The 20,406-nt window shown below is 45.8% G+C and carries 14 protein-coding genes and 2 pseudogenes; 6 read left to right on the plus strand and 10 right to left on the minus strand.

What is annotated here, in order from left to right; genetic code table 11:
- Both F6K53_RS32170 and F6K53_RS32175 read right to left on the minus strand, forming a co-directional pair.
- Positions 1-640: pseudogene (locus F6K53_RS32170) on the minus strand (transposase); the annotation flags it as partial.
- 40 nt (positions 641-680) lie between these two features.
- On the minus strand, positions 681-2,126 hold the full coding sequence (locus F6K53_RS32175) for an IS66 family transposase (RefSeq protein WP_293083488.1): 1,446 nt from the start codon (positions 2,124-2,126) through the stop codon (positions 681-683).
- Positions 2,127-2,698: 572 nt separating this feature from the next.
- Between F6K53_RS32175 and F6K53_RS32180 the strand changes: the two genes are divergently transcribed.
- The gene (locus F6K53_RS32180; RefSeq protein WP_293083491.1) at positions 2,699-3,865 is read left to right on the plus strand and encodes a hypothetical protein; all 1,167 of its coding nucleotides are present in this window, start codon (positions 2,699-2,701) and stop codon (positions 3,863-3,865) included.
- 414 nt (positions 3,866-4,279) lie between these two features.
- On the opposite strand, the gene F6K53_RS32185 is transcribed toward F6K53_RS32180, so the two are convergent.
- On the minus strand, positions 4,280-4,813 hold the full coding sequence (locus F6K53_RS32185) for a DUF2808 domain-containing protein (protein ID WP_293017287.1): 534 nt from the start codon (positions 4,811-4,813) through the stop codon (positions 4,280-4,282).
- 951 nt (positions 4,814-5,764) lie between these two features.
- Here F6K53_RS32185 and pntA point away from each other — a divergent pair.
- From pntA to F6K53_RS32205, 4 genes are all read left to right on the plus strand, one after another.
- Positions 5,765-7,330 carry a Re/Si-specific NAD(P)(+) transhydrogenase subunit alpha gene (gene pntA, locus F6K53_RS32190; protein ID WP_293069243.1) on the plus strand — a complete coding sequence of 522 codons (1,566 nt, stop codon included), beginning with the start codon at positions 5,765-5,767 and terminating at the stop codon, positions 7,328-7,330.
- A gap of 248 nt (positions 7,331-7,578) precedes the next feature.
- Complete coding sequence (locus F6K53_RS32195) at positions 7,579-7,923, plus strand: hypothetical protein (protein ID WP_293069236.1); 345 nt, start codon at positions 7,579-7,581, stop codon at positions 7,921-7,923.
- 28 nt (positions 7,924-7,951) lie between these two features.
- The gene (pntB, locus tag F6K53_RS32200) at positions 7,952-9,415 is read left to right on the plus strand and encodes a Re/Si-specific NAD(P)(+) transhydrogenase subunit beta (protein ID WP_293069238.1); all 1,464 of its coding nucleotides are present in this window, start codon (positions 7,952-7,954) and stop codon (positions 9,413-9,415) included.
- A gap of 242 nt (positions 9,416-9,657) precedes the next feature.
- The gene (locus F6K53_RS32205) at positions 9,658-10,476 is read left to right on the plus strand and encodes a tetratricopeptide repeat protein (RefSeq protein WP_293017291.1); all 819 of its coding nucleotides are present in this window, start codon (positions 9,658-9,660) and stop codon (positions 10,474-10,476) included.
- A 290-nt stretch (positions 10,477-10,766) separates the two neighbouring features.
- Here the strand turns inward: F6K53_RS32205 and F6K53_RS32210 are convergent, their stop codons facing one another.
- The 6 genes and pseudogenes from F6K53_RS32210 to F6K53_RS32230 all read right to left on the minus strand — a co-directional run bounded on the left by F6K53_RS32210 (position 10,767) and on the right by F6K53_RS32230 (position 16,608).
- Positions 10,767-12,299 (minus strand): serine/threonine-protein kinase, encoded by a 1,533-nt coding sequence (locus F6K53_RS32210; protein WP_293017292.1) that lies wholly within the window; start codon positions 12,297-12,299, stop codon positions 10,767-10,769.
- 248 nt (positions 12,300-12,547) lie between these two features.
- Positions 12,548-12,994 carry a hypothetical protein gene (locus F6K53_RS32215; protein ID WP_293017293.1) on the minus strand — a complete coding sequence of 149 codons (447 nt, stop codon included), beginning with the start codon at positions 12,992-12,994 and terminating at the stop codon, positions 12,548-12,550.
- A gap of 271 nt (positions 12,995-13,265) precedes the next feature.
- Complete coding sequence (locus F6K53_RS32220; protein ID WP_366511378.1) at positions 13,266-14,618, minus strand: anhydro-N-acetylmuramic acid kinase; 1,353 nt, start codon at positions 14,616-14,618, stop codon at positions 13,266-13,268.
- A 57-nt stretch (positions 14,619-14,675) separates the two neighbouring features.
- Positions 14,676-14,981 (minus strand): annotated as a pseudogene (locus F6K53_RS46080) (anhydro-N-acetylmuramic acid kinase); the annotation flags it as partial.
- 496 nt (positions 14,982-15,477) lie between these two features.
- Positions 15,478-15,966: an amidohydrolase family protein gene (locus F6K53_RS32225; protein WP_293069244.1), complete on the minus strand. Its 489-nt coding sequence runs from the start codon at positions 15,964-15,966 to the stop codon at positions 15,478-15,480.
- Positions 15,967-16,608: a hypothetical protein gene (locus F6K53_RS32230; RefSeq protein ID WP_293069240.1), complete on the minus strand. Its 642-nt coding sequence runs from the start codon at positions 16,606-16,608 to the stop codon at positions 15,967-15,969.
- Between the two features lie 268 nt (positions 16,609-16,876).
- Here F6K53_RS32230 and F6K53_RS32235 point away from each other — a divergent pair, with 268 nt between their 5' ends.
- Positions 16,877-18,775, plus strand: a complete 1,899-nt coding sequence (locus F6K53_RS32235; protein WP_293083496.1) for a tetratricopeptide repeat protein — start codon at positions 16,877-16,879, stop codon at positions 18,773-18,775.
- A gap of 378 nt (positions 18,776-19,153) precedes the next feature.
- On the opposite strand, the gene F6K53_RS32240 is transcribed toward F6K53_RS32235, so the two are convergent.
- The coding region (locus tag F6K53_RS32240; protein ID WP_293083498.1) for a glutamine synthetase family protein at positions 19,154-20,406 on the minus strand (1,253 nt) is incomplete at its 5' end.

Genomic DNA, 20,406 nt, shown 5'->3' on the forward strand with positions numbered 1-20,406 from the left:
CAGCAAAGACTTTTAAAGACTCCCCGTTAAAGAGGGATTTAGAAGCTGCTCCTATTATGGCCGTTAGCTCTGATTGATTTTTTCTGTAACGGCGATTTTCTGTTTTTCTGGTCAGGTTATTTTCGAGTATTCGAGCCGACTTAGCTGGGTCTAATTTTTCTAGCTTTCTGTGAAGCGCCCAAAGTTTCCCTCTATTGCGGTTTTTGGCACATATACGATCAGACTTCTTGGTGGTTACTTTTCCTAGTCCTTTCCCGTGAGCCTGACCCTCTGAGTCATAGAAAGCCTCCGTGTACCCCTTATCTACTCCGACACTCCGACGTTCAGATGGAATTCCTACGGTTCCATGGTCTACCAGAAAGTGAATTTCAAATCTTTGCAAAAGTTGGTTATGGATTAATCTAATTTGTCCTTTTATTTTTCGATTAGATCTGACAACTATCCTATTCCTCTTTCCCCTTCTTAATCCAGCTAGTTCTAACTGGTAAGTGTGACGAGAGATTCTTTTGCATTTATAACCCACTTGTTGATAGACTATCTGGTTTTTACTCCAAGAATGTCCTCTATGAAATTCCTTTCTGACAAGTCTGTGTAGGAGTGAGTTATCCAGGAATGCTAGAGTCCTAAGTTGTTTGCAAAGCGTAAGCATTCAGGTGATGGGGTTGACAAAGCCACCCCAGTTACTTGAAAACTGGAATGAGAGACAATTGGTTAGAACAGTGTCTAGCTCCTAAAGACAGAGCTTGAGTGAGGAACTCAATCACATTACGCCCTTGAGCACGACAAGACTGAATCACACTTAATAATGTTGCCGAACGCTCAAACCCACTCCAGGAACGAGAACCTCCCGCCACTTTACGCTTGGTCACTGCCAAACGCAAAGAGCGCTCTGCCCGATTATTATCGGGTGGCACTTGGGGGTGGTCGAGGAAATACCACCATTGCTGGGACTTTTGTCTCAAAGACTTGAGCAACAACCCCGCAGCGTGACCAGCTCTCCCACTCCAGGTCTCAATTGCCTCAGTCACTCGCTGTTTGAAAGACTCTGCCCAAGAAGCATAAACTGATGCCTCACCAGTCTCACGCCATTGACGGTGTTTGGCAAAAGCTTCGTCAATCAGCTCAACAAAAGCTTGACCCAAGCCCTTCTGGTGAGGCTGTTTTAGACGAGCGACTTGTTGAAAATGTCGTCGTAGATGAGCCAGACATTTTTGTTGAGCTGCCACCTGATAACCGTTGTAGACGCTGAAATCGTCAGAACTTAGAACTCCAGCAAAACTCTGACCCAGTAGAGATTCAAGTTCGGCTCTCGAACGAGTGTCTCCAGCATGGAACAAACTATATCCGTATCCCGAAAGCACCCACATCCATTCTTTTACCCCGTTGACCAACCACGGGGACTCGTCAGCGTGGACATGAGGTTGAGTCTTGACCCATTCTTTTAATTGATTCACTTGTGGGGTAACAGCGGCGGCGACTCGCTGGGTAGTGGCTTCTAGGGTTCCTAAGCTCACCTCAATGTTGCCAAACTCTCGCAACCATTCTTGTTGCTTTTGATAAGACAAATGACCGTAGTGTCCCAACCAAGCCAGCATGGCCTGCAAGTTGGCTGACAAGTCTTGTCCTGCAATGATGTTCTCGGGTAACTCTCCCCCAACCAGAGTTCCACAATGATGACATACCCGTCGCTTCTGCTGGTACTCTACAATTTCGATTGGATGCTCTACCAGTTGAGCCACCACATAGCTTCGAGTTGAGCAATCCCTACTTTCCCAGTCATTTCTCTGACAGCTCGGACAACTTTGAGGTTCGACTACTACATATCGGTCTACTCGTCCAAATCCTTTTCGGGTTTTCCCTTTGTGTCCCGGTTGTCCTCCGGGTTTTCGTTTCTGCGAATCTGATTCCTTCGACTTTTTTTTCTCTGACCTTCTGATTAGATCGCTTGATGGCGGTTTTGATGAAGTTTGGCTGTCTTTGTTCAACAGGCTTTTGAGCCGTTCCACCTCCCCAATCAGTTGTTCAATCACTTGTTGCTGTTGCACCACCAGGTCCGCCAGAACTGATGGGGGCTGCAGTTCCAGAGCTTCAAAACTGTTTGGGATAGCTGGCGGTTTGATTTCCATCCTTCTACACTACTACTCATCCTTCTGTTTTTGTCAACCCCATCACCTGAATACTTACCCTGACAGACTCTTAATTTCTACTTCTACTGTTGCTACATATACTTTTCTTGGCTTTCCTAGGTTGATCTCGATTTCTTTAAAAGCCTCTGATGGCAAGCTTTTTGCTAATTCATCTAGTCTTATTTCTCAAGAATGAATCTGAGGATTTACTTACTTTGACTTTGCGTTCGCGTAGCGTGCGCCAAAGGCGCATTTTTTTGGCTACCCCTCCTAAGTACCTGACTGCCGGACACAAGTGCCTCAAAGCCTGATTATGCCTGGGTGATGGGATGCAGGTTTTGAGGGGACGGTCCCAGACAACTGGTAGAAAAGAGCGATTGACCTTTGCTCACGCTACGGGAAGGCAAGACTCGTACAAAAAGGGTAGAGGGATATGCGAGGCGCTTGGTCACTACACAACCAGCCCATCGGAGCATGTCCAACTCTACCCAAATTCATGATCAACTGTTAGACTTTCTGTGTCAATACAGCAGCTACCCTCGATCTGCGCCATCTAAACACCATTACCACCGATGGTGAGTGCCTTAATTAGCAGTGGTCAGCTTTGCCTTAGTGCCTGGGAACCTTATGTCTCCAGCCGAGCCAAACAAGCCCAAAGCTTTGAACGTCGGTGGCACCGCTTTGTGAGCAATCGACTCATTGGTGTGAAGGGGCTATATATTCCCTTGGTGCTATTGGCATTGAAGAATTGGCAGTCTCATCGTCTGTACCTTGCACTCGATACCACAGTGCTTTGGAATCGCTACTGTATGATTCATCTATCACTGGTGTGTTGTGGTCGTGCCGTGCCATTTCTGTGGCAAGTGAAGGAGCATAGCAGTGCCACGGTGGCTTTCGAAGAATATCAACCATTGTTACGCCAAGCCCGGTGGATATTGCGTCAACATGCCGATGTGATGCTCAAAGCCGACCGAGGTTTCGCCAACCATGCTTTGATGAACTGGTTACTTTGGAGCAATTGGCACTATTGTCTACGGCTGCCCTGTGATGTCAATTTGCATGGTCCGCGTCGCTATCCGATTGAAGTCAGTTATCTGTGGCCACAAAAGGGAGAAGCAGTGTTCTATCACCATGTGGGTTTATGGCAAGATGGAAAACACCGCTCTCATCTGGTGTTAGCCAACGTCAAAGGGGTCAAAGAGCCTTGGGCGGTCATCACCGATGAAACCCCCACCTTAAAAACTCTGTGGCAATACGGTTTGAGGTTCCGGGTCGAGGAATTATTTTTGGACAGTAAGTCGGGAGCCAAAGAAGCTCGAAGACTCCCGCATCCGCAATGGCGAGCTCTCGAACGGCTCTACGAGCGTGGCTGCGGTGGCACTACTGTACGGCACGACTCAAGGCATGGCTGTTCAACTACAAGGTCTGCGACGGCAGGTCGTTCGCGTAGCGTGACCAAAGGTCAATCCTCATTGGCAAAGGGGTCTGAGCTACCTGAAAATTGGTCTGCGCTGGCTAACGGGAGTCCTCCACAAAAGTCGTCAACTTTTAACACCCGTCCCCTTGCTACCCAAAGACCCGCAACCGTGCTTTGCTTCTCAAAAAGCTCGTCAGGATTTTTACGTTCGCGTAGCGTGACTGCATGTCAATCGCATCTGGTTCTCACGGATTCAGTCGTTACAGTGTCGAGCCTGATACGTCTTGGTTTCACACAGATGTGTCAGGCAGCCAGGTCCTGATCTTTGCTATAGGAGCTATCACCACAGTCTATATGATCAACGGTCGGTACCTTTTTCACCTAAAGGCTACTCCCAAGGGACTCGAAATAATGACTGACGTAGACAAAAGGGAAATTAAAGAGAAATCAAAAACAAATCAAATTAGCACAAGTGATCAATAGACTTCGCTAGTTTTCCTGGGAGGTCTAATCAATAAGGGGGTATGGCAGGTGTGGTGAGGAGGGGAGTGGGAATAAGCTGTTAGCGATTTAAATTCTGAATGGGGGCGCTTTGGGGAGATGGGGAGAGGCTATGACGGGGTGACGGTTACCCTACACCGGAAAACCAACACTCTTTCCCCTACTCCCTACTCCCTGCTCCCTGCTCCCTAAAACCTAGGACGAGTTACCTGACCCAATTCAGAACTACAATAGATTAACGACCAATACTCACAATCCAGGTACCGACATAAGTGGGTAGTGGAATATCACCAGCAGCTAAGACATAACAAACGAAGTAATAAGTACCCCCATCAGGGTTTTTGACATTGGAAAATACTAATTCCACATTTTCATTGGCTGGAACTGGCTCTTCCATGTAAATCTGAAGGCTATAATTCTCTTTGTCCCAGACTACTTCAGAGACCGGGAGGGATTTACCGTCAACGCGCACTTCAATTTTGTTCACGTCGAACTTACCATCGTAGTAATCTGGATAAGAAATAGAAAACTGAGCAACTCCCAATTCCAGTTTCTTCTTGGGAATCTTCAAGCGGTAACGATCCCAGTAATTGGGGGCACCGTTAAAATCTAGGTGATATCTCAGGATATTTTCCCGCTTAACACCACTCCAGAGTACCAATCCGGGATTACTCTGGGCTAAGCTCCGAACCGATAGCCCGGTCAAGACACAACCAGCTAATGCGATCGCGGAAATCAGACGTTTGATGGAAGATTGTGTGGATAGCATAAATCTAATGCTGCTGACTTGAGCTGACAATTAACAGTTATTTGTTTTTTCACTGTACTACTTATATATATATACGCAAGCTATACACAAAATATCCCTAATACCAATTTCAAACCCTATCGCTACACCTTAATCACTCACTACACCCTATTACCCCATCACCTATAAATCGATCTGACTAGTAAAGATTACCTACGACAACTGAGTGCAACAGCACAATTCCTAAAACAAGTTAAAAATAATCCTCTCTTTTGGCAGATCACCATAGGATCCAAAAAGAGATCCGGTTATGGGGACACATGTATTTGAACAGTCAGGGAAATTTATATAGAGAAATTGATGCCAGCAGTTCAAATTCAGCAAGAGGCGATGCCTGGTGTTGGATACCACGACAAGTAGCATACAAGGACAAGTAGCACAGATGGGAAGCCAGTCAGCTGATCATAAGTGAGTTAATCGCCCAGGCTTAAAAGCATTGGCGGTGTCAGGGAGCAAACTGATCCCGTTCTAGTTGAACTTGGGAATCCTCTAAACAGGGTGAACATCCCCCAGCAAGAAGAAGCTACCAGTTGCTAAAAACCACTCGAAATCAAAAGAAATAGAAGGATAGATTGTCAACAAGGGACAACATTTTTCAAAGAAGTTGTTACCTGATTCTATTTACCGAAAATAGTTACGGAAAACAGTTATTATCGTCAGTTTTCCTGATTCTTGTTGTCCTCACCTAAGGAGTATTTGTCACCCATGACCAAAAGCTATGTTAGGAGATACGGTGGCCTTAGCCCCTGAAAGTGGCTGGTCTGGACATCCTTTGCCTGATGCCTCTAGACCCACTGTAGTGATCAATGAATTTTCCGTCCTTATTCCATTTAGACAACTGAAGGAGAGTCAATGACCCTAGCCATTCCCAAAGAGGCTGAAACGTCAGATTTACAGCCAACCAAAACTCGCATGAAGGTTGGTATCCCGAAAGAAGTTTACCCAGGTGAATGCCGGGTAGCTGCTACACCGGATACAGCGAAGGTGCTCCAGAAACTTGGCTTTGATGTGCTGATTGAATCGGGAGCAGGAGAGACAGCTAATTTTCCTGACAATGCTTACGAACAAGCAGAATGCCAAATCATTCCTGATGCCAATAGCCTTTGGTCAGAGGCAGATATTGTCCTAAAAGTGCGTCCTCCTCAGATGCATCCAACTCTAAACAAGCATGAGTCTGAGTTGCTATCGGAAAATGGCACTTTAATCAGCTTTATCTGGCCAGCCCAAAACCAAGAACTGCTCGAACAACTTTCAAGCCGTAAGGCTACCGTGTTGGCTATGGATGCGGTACCCCGCATCACGAGGGCGCAAAAGATGGATGCCCTCAGTTCTATGGCCAATATTGCTGGTTACCGGGCTGTGATTGAGGCAGCCAATAACTTTGGTCGCTTCTTTACTGGGCAAATTACTGCAGCGGGGAAAGTTCCCCCAGCTAAAGTGTTGGTGATTGGTGCTGGGGTAGCTGGACTAGCTGCTATTGGTACCGCTAAAGGTCTGGGTGCTGTTGTGCGCGCCTTCGATACCCGCCCCGTGGTTAAGGAACAAGTGGAAAGCATGGGGGGAGAGTTCCTGGAACTGGACTTCAAAGAAGACGGTACAGGATCTGGGGGCTATGCCAAGGTGATGAGTAAAGAGTTCATCGAGGCGGAGATGGCATTGTTCGCTGCACAGGCTAAAGAAGTGGACATCATCATCACCACTGCCCTGATCCCTGGTAAAAAAGCACCGCTACTGATCACCGAGGAAATGGTAGCGAGTATGAAAGAAGGCTCAGTGGTTGTAGATATGGCAGCTGAGCAAGGGGGCAACTGTGAGGTGAGCAAAGCCAATGAGGTCTACAAATACAAAGGTGTGACCATCATTGGTTTGACTGACTTACCCAGCCGTATGGCTACTCAATCTAGCCAACTCTATGGCACAAACCTTTGTCATCTCCTCAAGGACATGGGTGGTAGTGAAAATTACCGTGTCGATATGGAGGATGAAGTGGTTCGGGGAGCCTTAGTGCTAAACGCTGGGGATGTAACCTGGCCCCCACCCAAGCGCCCTACACCTCCAGCACCTCCCAAACCGGCACCGGAACCCCAGACTGCGGTAACTAAAGAGGAGTCTGTGCCAGAGACTAAGAAATCAAAGGGTATCATGGGCTTGCTCTGGCCAGTGTTAGTGGGACTCGCCCTAATTGGCTTGGGAATCGGAGCACCACCTTCTTTCCTCTCCCACTTCACGGTATTTATCCTGGCCTGCTTCGTAGGCTGGCAAGTGATCTGGAACGTAAAACCAGCCCTGCACACACCCTTGATGAGTGTTACTAATGCCATTAGCGGCATCATCATCATTGGTGGCATGCTGCAAATTTCCGGCGCAGCTACCTCACCTACTACTATTCTGGGTGCGATCGCAATTTTAGTTGGAACCATCAACATCTCCGGTGGCTTCCTCGTAACCCAACGCATGCTCAAGATGTTTCAGAAATAGGTTAGACCCTTGAAGGTTTGAAGGTTTGAAGGTTGAAGGTTGAAGGTTTGAAGGTTGAAGGTTGAAGGTTTGAAGGTTGAAGGTTGAAGGTTTGAAGGTTGAAGGTTTGAAGGTTGAAGGTTTGAAGGTTGAAGGTTTGAAGGTTGAAGGTTGAAGGTTGAAGGTTTGAAGGTTTGAAGGTTGAAGGTTTGAAGGTTTGAAGGTTTGAAGGTTGAAGGTTTGAAGGTTTGAAGGTTACAGGTTATCTTATGAACCTTGGCCTTTCGGCCACGCGATCGCGTTCAACCAAACCAGCTACCCTACACCGAACGCCAAAGGCTAACAACCAACTAACCTTGGCCTTTGGCCACGCTACGCGAACAACATTCAACCAACTAACCTTGGCCTTTGGCCACGCTACGCGAACAACATTCAACCAACTAACCTTCAACCAACTAACCTTCAACCAACTAACCTTCAACCAACTAACCTTCAACCAACCAACCTTCAACCAACTAACCTTCAACCAACTAACCTTGGCCTTTGGCCACGCTACGCGAACAACATTCAACCAACTAACCTTAAACATTCAACCAACTAACCTTCAACCTTAACGTTGAACACCATAAAACTAAGGAGACTATGTCAAATAATCTGTTGACAGTTGCCTATATTGCAGCTAGTGCTTTATTCATTCTCAGCCTGGGGGGATTATCTAACCAGGAAAGCGCCCGTAAAGGTAATATTTACGGGATTCTTGGAATGCTGATTGCTTTTGTTGCGACTGCCCTAAGTAGCAATGTAACGGCATACCTCACTCTGGGAGGGATGATTCTACCAGGAGTGATCATTGGTGCGATCGTGGCATCTCGGGTAGCCATGACCTCCATGCCAGAACTGGTAGCAATTCTCCATAGTTTTGTCGGTCTTGCAGCTGTACTGGTGGGTATTGCCAATTACCTGCAAGGGGGGGAATCCCTAACGGGTGCAGAAGTAACTATTCACCAGTTAGAAATTTATATTGGTGTGTTCATTGCGGCAATTACCTTCACCGGTTCAGTGATAGCCTTTGGTAAACTACGAGCTATCATCAGCAGCAAACCCCTAATGTTACCAGCACGCCACCTACTCAATCTGGCTATGCTTGGGGCTGTAATCGGGCTGGGTTACCAGTTCATGACAGCAGAGGGGACGGCTGGTCTGCAACCCTTGTTGATTATGGCTGCGATCGCATCAGTGTTAGGCATCCACCTGGTAGCTGCTATTGGGGGTGCTGATATGCCAGTGGTCATCTCCATGCTCAATAGTTATTCCGGATGGGCCGCTGCAGCAGCAGGCTTTATGCTGTCCAATGACCTGTTAATTATCACTGGTGCCCTAGTAGGTAGTAGTGGTGCTATCCTCAGTTACATCATGTGCCGAGCCATGAACCGCTCCTTCATCAGCGTGATTTTAGGAGGCTTCGGCGAAGGTGCAGGAACTACAGCTAAAGCTAAAGGTGGTGATCAGCCGGAAGGTCAAGTCACCGAGACCACAGTAGAAGATACCGTAGAGCTGCTACAAGGGGCCAAGAGTGTTATGATTGTTCCCGGTTACGGCATGGCAGTAGCTCAGGCTCAGCATCCGGTGTCCGATATTACCAAGATTTTGAGGAATGCTGGTATCAATGTTCGCTTTGGCATTCATCCAGTTGCTGGACGACTACCAGGACACATGAACGTGCTGCTAGCTGAGGCAAATGTGCCTTATGATATCGTTCTAGAAATGGATGAGATTAACGAGGACTTCCCAGAAACCGATGTAGTACTCGTGATTGGTGCTAATGATACCGTTAACCCTAGTGCCATGGAAGACCCCAGTAGCCCAATTGCTGGGATGCCAGTCTTAGAGGTTTGGAAAGCTGGTACAGTTGTGGTGATGAAACGGGGAATGTCCAGTGGCTATGCTGGCGTTGGCAATCCCCTGTTCTTCAAAGAAAACACCAATATGCTCTTCGGTGATGCCAAGACTAACGTTAGCGCTATCCTAGGCAAGCTCGTAGAATCTAGCCGGGACAGTGCAGCATCTAGCTCAGGAAAAGTCTTAGCTACATCCTCTGCGGGCTGAGTAAGGGTTAGAGGGGAATGACACCCTCGTTAAGGCTCAAACCTTGACTTGATGTCGAGTGTGGCGGAAGGTAGGAGTGTGGAAAGGGGATATTTTATGGTAAAAATTCCCTGCGATTCTCTCCTCCTTCTTCTTCCTCTTCCCTATCTTCGTAAGCATTAGCTGTTGGCGTAGCCTGCGCGTAGCGCATATGCTTACATTTTATCTTTGATTTCAACAGCAAGATAACGGAAATAATTGATATGGGTTTTTCTGTAGACGTTACTAGCAGCAACTACGCCACTGAAGTTTTAGAAAAGTCTTTTGAGAAGCCTGTATTAGTAGACTTCTTTGCTACGTGGTGTGGCCCTTGTCAACTCCTAAAACCAACCTTAGAAAAACTAGCTAAAGAATACGACTTTGTTTTAGCCAAAGTTGATATTGACCGCAACCAAGATTTAGCAAATAACTTTCAAATTGAGGGAGTACCCGATGTCCGAATTGTCACCAATGGTGATATGATTCCTGGTTTTGTCGGGGTTTTGCCAGAGATTCAGTTGCGGGAAATGTTAGCTAGGTTAAATCTGAAGTCTGAGCTAGACATTGGACTAGAAGAAGCTCGGGTTGCCATGGCAACTGAGGATATATCCCGAGCCAAACAGCTGTTTGAACAGCTAATTGCCAAGTATCCAGAGAATCAAAGTTTAGTCATTGAAGTGGCCAATTTTTTGGTTCACATTAATGAGCCAGAAGAGGCAACCATACTCTTAGAAACCATTCAATACAATGATCGAGAATATTTCCCCAGAGCTCAGGCAATCAGAGCATTGATTCAATTTAAGCAGCAGGCGAATCCTATTGGGGAAAGTGAATTAGATCAGTTATTTGCTCAGGCATCTCGGTTAGTTGTAGAGGGAGACTATGAAGCAGCCCTGAAAATCTTTTTAGAAATTGTCAGTAAACATCGTAACTATAGAGATGATGGTGCAAGAAAATCCATGATTGCGGTGTTTGATGTGCTGGGTAATGACCATCCCCTGACGAAAAAGTATCAGCGGGAGTTGATGCTATCCCTATATTAGTTTTGGCTAAGGGTTTAATAGGGAAAATCGAAAATAAGAATGCTCTTCCGTAATTGTTATGCTAAATAAACAGTCTGTAATAGGGAACAGGGAACAGGGAATAGGGAACAGTGGGAAGAGGCTGTATTCAGTAACTTTTGTTAGTTGAATAGCATAATTTTCCTTGTACAGTAAGCTTTATGAGTTTTTTTAACTGGAACTTTAGCATAAAAGGTACTGAAGAACCAATAAAAAAAATAAATCTCTTATCAAGTAACCAGTTACCAGTAACTGGTTGCATGTAACTTGTTTTAACCTGAAATATCAGTAGGGTAATCTGTATGAGCAGCTTCTAACTTCATCAAAATCTTTGGCTTCAGCTTTTGAAACTCTTGCTTAAGTATGCGTTTGCTCAACATTGCTTGATTAGTTGAGTTTATTGTCTTAGACGAATTCGCCCAATCAATGAATAGCTGGCGTTGGGCAGGAGCAATGGTTGAGGTCATGACATTAGCACACTTTTCTGGTTTTGATTGATCAAAAAACAAAATACTGTAATATCCAGTATCTCCCAAAAGTCTGATTATGTTCTGACCCTGATTTGTTTTGAGGTCTAAGTAGCAAGGAAGCCAACAAGCACCGTGGTAGCGATTATGCACTGCGGTAATCCATAGCACCATTGGATGAGGTAGAATAAGATACAAGAATTGGTTGTAGCGTGTACTAACCTGACGGTTCTCAATCTCTTCTTTAGTCAGCATCACCCAGAGGGTAGGAAAGGTTTGGCTTGTGGTACGAATTATCTTAGAAAAGACAATAGATGCTTTAGGCTTGTCATCGGGCCAGGAGGTTTGCCGACAAATATCATTCCCTGATACGGGAAGTATTTGTGTTACCTTACTCAGAGGCTTCTCGGATAGTATTGTTTGAATCCGATGACCCAGATAGCGACCGCGATCATGACCTTCGTTTAATGAATCCAATGTTCGTAGGATAATCCCGACATTTTGAGGACGATCAGATACCTCTTTCGCTATACAGGTCATGATTAGCTTCTCTAGGGACTTCGGCAGCTTTAGCTTGGGGTTAATCGATGCAAATGATTTAGGTGGGCTGAAGTGATGAGCTTTGTACCAACTACCAAAGGAATGATCTTCTGGAAGAATGGGCATGTGACCAGTTAACATCTCAAACATCATCACCCCTAGACTATAGATATCAGAGCGTTTATCCAGTTCCTTTCCCTCCATTTGTTCCGGTGAACAATAGGCTAGGGTACCCATAAAAGAATGGGTTTGAGCACCATCAAACTGAAGAAGCTTAGCAATGCCAAAGTCAAGGATTTTGATCAGTTCACCGAAGGAGGAATCTTCGACAACGATAATGTTACTGGGTTTAATATCACGATGCACAATTGGAGTGAGTGTGCCTTTAAATACAATGCCTTGGTGAGCACATTGTAATCCCAGACAAATTTGACGGGCAATATGCAAAAATCGGGGTAAGGATAGGGTTTTAGTGTGAATTATTGCGCTTAAATTTCCCCCTGCCAAGTATTCCATGACGTAGAAGGAAATATCGTTTTCATCTATGCCATAGTCCCTAACTCGCACGATGTGATTGCTTTTCTCACCAAGCAAAGCGCAAATCGTTGCTTCCCGCTCAAAGCGATCGCGCATTTTTTGGTTCAATAATGTATGGGAGAGAAACTTGACAGCAACGGTTACACCTCCGAGGAGCATATCTTTGGCTTGATACACTTGACCCATAGCACCTTTGCCGATCAACTTGACCAGTTGATAGCGATTGGCGAGTAGACGACCTTTGTTAGGGTCTGTGATCATAAGTTCCTTGGTGAAATCTGGAAAATAACGTGTTCATGAATCATTAGTCTCTAGTCATCGCTCATTGGTCATTGGTCATTGGTCATTGGTCATTGGTCTTTTGTAAATACCAGCAGACTTAATGTGGATCACAAAAAACTAAGGACTAAAGACTAAGGACTAAACTGACTAAGGACTAAGGAAGATGAACTAAATAGCAACGGTCACAGGTGTACTGCTATTAAAACTCCCTTAATTCCAGAATACTTCTATTGTGGCTGACGTTCCAAAGTTGCTTCCATTGTGCTACTGAGATAATGACCTGCCATAATGCTACTGGAGAGGTAGTATATATTTTCATTACGTTGATACCGGGTTTCAAAACCACTGCGTCGTTGGGGATCCCCTAATACCCAATACCGTTGCACAATGGATTCTCGAGCCACCCAGCCTTCTCCCTCGACACGACCTAGGAGGCTATGCTGTAAGACAAAGGTATACTTCTGGTCGCCAGTATCGAGACGCCCTAGATACTGGCAAGAGATATCCTCCCGTTCACGATTGGGAAAAACCAGTCTTGTGACCATGGTAAACCAGTTTTCCCGACTCCAGGTAACCATCGTCCCACCTCTGACTACAATTAATTTTCCATTGCGTTCCAGCCAATTGCCCCGAAGTCTCCAGCATCCTGCCTCCAATAAAAAGGTGTGAGCCACGGTGTTACTCTTTATCTGTTACTGAATATTACTGCTACAAGCCCTCTCATCGTTCCCCACTCATTCTAGCTGCTATACCTAAGGTTGTGGGGTTTACCCCCTCAGGTTATACCATTGGCAAACTTCCGGGAGTAGCCCGACTCCTACGGAGTAACAGACAAACTAGTTGAACTCTCCCACAGTCTCAGCCAACGGGGATTCTAAGCTGATATGGCAAGAGCAGCTTATTAACTGCATTTGACAACGCATAGGAACCCTAAAATACCCAGTTTTAGGATGAGTGGTGTTGCGATCTCGGAGAATACAGGTTTCCTAGACATACAGCCTCTGAAGCACCGGTTACTTGAGGGAGATTGCCGGGAATACCCAGGTTACGCCAATGAGCCAAAACAGCAAATGCGATCGCTTCTTTAAAATCCCGACTTAACCCAACCTGGTCAGTGGTTAATACTGGCACCGAATCTAGTCTAATTTGCAACCGTTGCTTCAAGTATAAATTGCTTGCCCCTCCACCACACAATAGTACTTGATCTGGCATTTGAGGCAAGAAGTTGCGATAGCTCTCAACAATAGAGGCAACAGTGAGTTCTGTGAGTGTTGCCAGGAAATCAGCAGGAGCAAGGTTATAGGCTTCACTTTCTACCAAACACTGCTTGAGATAATCTCGACTAAACAACTCTCGTCCGGTAGATTTTGGGGGCGGTATATTGAAGAACTCTTGAGCAAGCCACTGTTCGACGAGAGCCTCACAGGGAGTGCCACTTGCTGCCCACTCTCCATTGTAATCATAGGTTTTTCTACCGTTGGTAAAATACTCGACAGCCAGATCTAACAGGGCATTCCCCGGACCAGTATCCCAGCCATATACCTGTTCCAACCAGTTCCCTTCACTAACTGGCAAGTAAGTAACATTACCAATACCACCAATATTTTGGATACATCGGTTATGGGTAGATGACCGGAGCAAACAGGCATCTATCTTAGGAACCAGAGGCGCACCTTCTCCCCCAGCAGCAATGTCAGCCACACGGAAATTGCTGATGGTCTTGATACCGGTAATCTCAGCAATCACCTCTCCCCGTCCCAGTTGAAGGCTATATCCCAGAGTCGTTAGAGGTTGAAGGTTAGCAGGTTGTTCGCCTTTGGCGTTCCCGTAGGGTAGGTTAGTAGGTTGAAGGTTAGCAGGTTGTTCGCCTTTGGCGTTCCCGTAGGGTAGGTTAGCAGGTTGAAGGTTAGCAGGTTGTTCGCCTTTGGCGTTCCCGTAGGGTAGGTTAGTAGGTTGAAGGTTATCAGGTTGTTCGCCTTTGGCGTTCCCGTAGGGTAGGTTAGCAGGTTGAAGGTTAGCAGGTTGAAGGTTATCAGGTTGTTCGCGTAGCGTGGCCTTTTGGCCAAGGTTAGTTTCCGTTGCAGGTTGTTCGCCTTTGGCGTTCGAGAAGGGTAGGTTACCAGCTTGAAGGTTATCAGGTTGCAGGTTGTCTGGAAAACCTTGGCCAAAAGGCCACGCTTTCGGCAAAGCCGTTCGCGTAGCGTGGCCTTCGGCCTCCGCTGCGCGAACGCGAACAACATTCAACCGGCCAACTTTCAACTCGGAAGAACTTTCAACATTCAACCTGTCAACTTTCAACTCGGAAAAACCTTGGCCAAAAGGCCACGCTACGCGAACACCCTTGACCCCTAATGGTCGATGGTATACTGTTTGACCATGGGAACCAATTAACTCAGCGGGGGGTAACCCAGTCCCAATTGCCAATGCTGCTTGGGCAAATTGAAATGCGATCGCATCATCCAATGCTGCCAATTCGGCCATGGATAGGGGAGTGCCAGTACAGACAGCTAGAATTTTCTCCCTGAGTTCAGTGGGGTAGCCATAGGTAGCACCAGCCAGTAGCTCAATCTTTAAATCTAAGTCTGAGCCAGAAATCTCTACTAGTGCAGCATCGATGCCATCTACAGATGTACCGCTCATTAAGCCAATTACACGGGTCATCTTAAAATTGTGTTGGGTTAAGGTAAGCTAAAAGTACCAATATAGGATAAATACTGCAACTGATGGGTAACGGATGTAACGGATAGGAGGAGAGGGAAAATAAAAACAGGTTTATTTTTAGCCTTATGTTAGCTACTGACTAGCAATTAATGTTTAGTTAGTCTATCGCTAACTATTTATTGTTCATTTCTAATATTACCACCTAACAATAACAAAACCCCTAAGACTTTAAGCGCAGGAATCAAAATAAGTTGCTAATAACTTTAGCTGAGCTATTTTAAGATTTGGGGAATTTTTGGATGTTGGCAGAAAGTCCAGCAAAAAAACCCTAAGCCCGAAGGAACGGCTCAGGGTGGTAATTAAATTTCATCTACTTCTTTTAACTCCACCATTTCTGCCACTGTATCCGGAAAACAGAAACTCAAATAGTCCTTTTCCTATTCCCGTCCTACCCTGCACCGAAGCGCTAGCGCGTCTATGGGCTTTTGGAGTTTCATCAAAAACTATTAGCCCCATAAAGCACACGAGCATTATCACACAAAATCCCCATAGCAACTGACTCCGCCTCCTTAGCAGTCAAATCCCCATCCTGAATCGCTCCCTCCAAAACCTGTGCCAATACTATCCGTGCCCACTTGGCTCCCAAGTAATATAATTCCGGGATATTGTGAGCATCAGAAGAATACATCAGTTTACTGGTTGGGACAAATTCCAATAACTGTTGCGCCACGCTACGCATCCCAGCTACACTTAAAAAAGGCACCGCTAACCCGAAATCTAAATATACTTGAGGATAGACGGCTGCTAGATAACCGGCTTCTTGGGTATAAGGATAAGAGCTATGCAGTAGGACAATCGGAGCGTTACGGAAGCGTTGGTCTTCCAAAAGCGAACGCATATAAACTGGATTAGCCAGCGGTAAGTCTAAATCTGGGTCACCAAACCCTGTATGAAACTGCACAGGTATTCCATGTTTAGCTGCAATTTATAGCGCTTGGGTAATCAAAAAATCAATTAAAGGCTTATCTACCAGCCGCAAGGGTTTTCCCCTCAAGACTTCTTGCTTGAAGGCATCAAAACATTCCTGAGCTACCTCCTGTGGTATCATTTGGATATCCAAACCTGTACGATAGGCAGCAACACTCTTGAAGCCTACCACTTCTGGTAGGGGTGGGTCAATGTTGTAGCGGAAAGTTTCTAGGAAGGTAGCAAAGTCATCTATCTCAGCGATTAGATTTTCTGCTAGATATTCCAAACGAAGGATGTGCTTGACTGCCACAAATTGTTCATGCCATTCTCTAGGAATAATTTTATTTGGTAGCAAACCATCATCTAAGAAAATTGCTTCTAGTTGAGATGATTTAAAACACTCCTGGGTGAGTTTTTTCAAGCCCAATGTCTGGCGACGTTTAAGAATTGCCTCTTCCTCTGGTTCACACTCTAAGAGTTGGGAAATATCCCGAAGGCTTCGTTTGTAGAAAAGGCTGTGACGGGCATGATGATTAATGATATCAGGGTCATAGGCTTCACTGAAGAAGGCAGGATAGGGATAATTCGCAGCAGCTTCAGGAGTTAGCAGGTTGTGAGCGTGTTGGTCAATAGCGGTGATAGTCCACAGCTTAATCATTTCACATTATTAGATGCTAGAGATAATTGTCTGGTAGTTAACGTAAAAAAAAGTTTATTGAACTACGAAGGCAGGAAGTCCCCGAAGACCCCTAGGGTCTGTTTGGAGGATTGGTAGCGATCGCTTTAGTTGTTGGTGGGGTAAACCATTTGGATGGTGATACCTCTAACTGTGTATTTGGTAACTGTGTCTTTGCTAAGATTGCTGGTAATATTATGACAGTAATCCCTAATTTTAATTCAACTAGAATACTGCTTAACCACCAAAGATGAAAAATTTCCCGTTTAAAGTAGTAGTATCCCTAGCTACTTTGCTCACGACAAGTATGGCTAGTGGTAATGCTCAAACTGTCGTTGCTCAGATGGATTTTGACCGCCGTAACGCCTCGACAGAGAAACTTGTGGCACAAGGGAGAATAATCAATGAGTTGTGGCAACAAGCCAGTCAGTTACGAGGAATTGGTAAGTATAGTGAAGAGATAACGATACGGTCGCAGATTGTAAAACTTCAGCCAGACTCTTTCTTAGCTTGGTATTGGCGAGGGGATACGTTGAGTAGCTTGGGCAAGTACGAAGCCGCGATCGCTTCCTATGATCAAGCGATTAAAATTAAGCCCAATTACCTTTTAGCGTGGTTTGAGAAAGGCAAGGCAAACCATGAACTCAAACGATACGATGCGGTGATTACTGCCTGGAAGCAAGCACTTTCAATTCAAGCCACATCAGAATTTGAACAGCAGTTGGTACAGACAATTATTCCTAAAAAAATTGCCAGTGTGCTGCTTTATGATTTAAAACGGTATTCTGAGGCGATCGCATTCTACAACCAAGTACTGGAACTGGATGCCAAGGCTGCTTCAATTTGGATTGACCGAGGCACGGCTTTTTACAAACTTGGTCGATATGAAAAAGCAATCACGGATTTTGACAAGGCGATTCAACTTGATGCTCGAAACTCTTTGGCTTGGAAACAGCGAGGATTTGCCCTCTATCGCATCGGTCACTACGAACATGCGATCGCTTCCTTTAAAAAAGCAGCAAAATACGAGCCTGACGATGTGGAAGTAGCTGGATTACTGACAGTTTTACAAACTTCAGGAGAATCTCAAAGGGAGTTACAAACCTCACAGCAAAGACTCGTTGCGGTTCGCACTGAGATCAGCACGGCTGAAGAAAAACTCCTTCTCCTTAGCAGTGAAACCCAGGCAGCAACAGCACAGCTTGAATCTTCTCAAGCCCAAGTGCGTCAATCTCAGCAGCAGTTAGTGGCTCTCAGAGACAAAATTAAAACCGCACAGTCACAACTAGAATCTTCTCAAGCCCAAGTGCGTCAATCTCAGCAGCAGTTAGTCGCTTTCAGAGGCAAAATTAAAACCGCACAGTCACAACTAGAATCCTCTCAAGTAAAAGTGCGTCAATCTCAGCAACAGTTAGTGGCTCTCAGAGGCGAAATTAAAACTACCCAAGAACGGTTTAAATCCTTCAAGGCAGAACGCCAAAGTTTAGACCAGAAACTAGTGGGTATGCGAGGGGAAATCAAAACTTCCCAAGAACGGCTAGAAGCCTCTCGCCGTGAACAACGAGGCTTAGACCAGAAACTAGTGGGTATGCGAGGGGAAATCAAAACTTCCCAAGAACGGCTAGAAGCCTCTCGCCGTGAACAACGAGGTTTAGACCAGAAACTAGTGGCTGTGGGAGGGGCAATCAAAACTTCCCAAGAACGGCTAGAAGCCTCTCGCCGTGAACAACGAGGTTTAGACCAGAAACTAGTGGCTGTGGGAGGGGAAATCAAAACTTCCCAAGAACGGCTAGAAGCCTCTCGCCGTGAACAACGAGGTTTAGACCAGAAACTAGTGGCTGTGCGAGGGGAAATCAAAACCCTACAACAACAACGAAACACTTTCCGCACTGAAGTACAGACATCACAAGAACGTTTCGTTGCTCTTCGAGGAGAAATACGCAGTTTGGAAGAGAAAATAAATGTATCTCAGGGAAAATTACGTCAATTAAACGATAAAAAGCAAGTTGCAGCCGAGAATCTACGTGTTGCAGAAATTCAGTACTGTGGTTTACAAAAAAAGCTGAGTGAATTGGAGTTAGGAATAAGCGGAATCAGGGGGACACAACAGGCATCATACAAAGTGAAACGTTACCCTCTTGCCAATTAAAGATAGGGACGGTTGCGATTAGATCAAGTGTAAGCATTCAGCCGTCAGCTATCAGCGTGTCGCGTATCAGCTAATGGGCTACGCCCACGCTACACCGAACAGCTAAAGGTCTGTGGCCACGCTACGCGAACAGTTTATGCCCATAGCTTAGGCTACTAATGGTGCTTGTGAATAAAATAAGCTGACGGCTGACGGCTGATAGCTGAATGCTTACGATCAAGTGGGATTTTTTATCCTATCACGTCCCCTTTCTAATTTAAAATATAAACAAGTATGCCTAAGCATTCAGCTATCAGCTTTAAGCTTCTGCTAGCTGTTCGGTGTAGCGTGCGCGTAGCGCATTAGCTGACGGCTGAATGCTTACCAATATCAATTGATTCAATATCGCTCTAATAAAAGCTCGACTTCCTCCTCCAACTCAAAATCTTTCATTGCCTCCCACTCGGCTTTCCTTACCGCTAGATAGGCTTGAGCCAATTCTACTCCTAAGGCATCCAAAAGTACTTGATCAGCACTTAAGTTACCAATCGCTTCCCCTAAATTAGTTGGCAATAACTCAATACCCCTCTGACTACGTTCTAATTCTGTCAAATGTCCTGGATCTACCGCTACGGCTTCTCCCAATTCCAAACTGTTACGAATTCCATCCAAGCCAGCCGCAATTACTGCTCCCAAGGCTAGATAAGGATTAGAAGAAGCATCAACAGTTTTCAGTTCAAAATTGGTTGGACTCTCACCGTCTGGGTTACTCGGTACCCTGACCGCAGCCTCTCGGTTATCGATTCCCCAACAACGGAACGCGCCACTCCAACAATGAGGGCGAATCCGTCGATAAGAATTAGTACTGGGTGTGGTTAGTGCCATTAAAGCAGGTAAATGGTGTAAAATTCCAGCAATAAACTGACAGGCGACTTTGGAAAGTCCCCCATCCCCTTCTGGATTGAGTAACAGGTTTTTGCCATCCCGCCATAGGCTGAGGTGGAGGTGACAACCATTACCAGCTTGGTCAGCTAGGATTTTGGGCAGAAATGAGGCAACCAGGTGATGTTGAAATGCGATCGCTTTTACTGTCTCCCGAAAGGCTATTTGTTGATCTGCCGCTGGTAGGGCTTGGGTGTATAGTATAGAAATTTCCTGTTGACCAGGACCACATTCTGGGTAATACTGCTCTACGGGCATGCCTTGCTCGACCAAGGCTTCAGCAATGTGGTCAATCACCTGCTGATGTTGATCCATTGCCAGCGTCGAGGCAAATACGGTATTGTCTACCGGTAGAATACCCTCAGGGGTTGGCTGCAGCAGGTAAAACTCATTTTCAAATGCAGCAACTACTTGTAAGCCCTCACTTTCCGCTTCTGCTACCATCCTTTTGAGGAAGTTTCGGGGACAATACGGCCATGGGCTACCATTGTTGACCATATCCCCAAACACACGGGCATGACCAGGAGCATAGGGTAAGGGGGTTAAGGTTTCCCAATCCGGTACTAAGCGGATTTCACCGATGGGTCCCAAGCCACTGCCTGGGACTGGGACATCATACATCACCGGTAGAGCTTGCTGGGCTGCTGAAATGCCCACACCGTGCTTGAGGTAGTCTGGTAAGGTTTTCCAGTGGACTGCTTTACCACGGA

The sequence above is a fragment of the Moorena sp. SIO4A1 genome, assembly GCF_010672065.1.
Lineage (GTDB): Bacteria > Cyanobacteriota > Cyanobacteriia > Cyanobacteriales > Coleofasciculaceae > Moorena.

Excerpts from the sequence above, each read along its gene's own strand:
- F6K53_RS32185 (WP_293017287.1), bottom strand. The coding sequence starts at position 4,813 with ATGCTATCCACACAATCTTCCATCAAACGTCTGATTTCCGCGATCGCA.
- F6K53_RS32235 (WP_293083496.1), top strand. The coding sequence starts at position 16,877 with ATGAAAAATTTCCCGTTTAAAGTAGTAGTATCCCTAGCTACTTTGCTC.
- F6K53_RS32230 (WP_293069240.1), bottom strand. The coding sequence starts at position 16,608 with ATGATTAAGCTGTGGACTATCACCGCTATTGACCAACACGCTCACAAC.
- F6K53_RS32175 (WP_293083488.1), bottom strand. The coding sequence starts at position 2,126 with ATGGAAATCAAACCGCCAGCTATCCCAAACAGTTTTGAAGCTCTGGAA.
- F6K53_RS32210 (WP_293017292.1), bottom strand. The coding sequence starts at position 12,299 with ATGATCACAGACCCTAACAAAGGTCGTCTACTCGCCAATCGCTATCAA.
- F6K53_RS32180 (WP_293083491.1), top strand. The coding sequence starts at position 2,699 with ATGGTGAGTGCCTTAATTAGCAGTGGTCAGCTTTGCCTTAGTGCCTGG.
- F6K53_RS32205 (WP_293017291.1), top strand. The coding sequence starts at position 9,658 with ATGGGTTTTTCTGTAGACGTTACTAGCAGCAACTACGCCACTGAAGTT.
- pntA (WP_293069243.1), top strand. The coding sequence starts at position 5,765 with ATGAAGGTTGGTATCCCGAAAGAAGTTTACCCAGGTGAATGCCGGGTA.
- F6K53_RS32195 (WP_293069236.1), top strand. The coding sequence starts at position 7,579 with ATGAACCTTGGCCTTTCGGCCACGCGATCGCGTTCAACCAAACCAGCT.
- pntB (WP_293069238.1), top strand. The coding sequence starts at position 7,952 with ATGTCAAATAATCTGTTGACAGTTGCCTATATTGCAGCTAGTGCTTTA.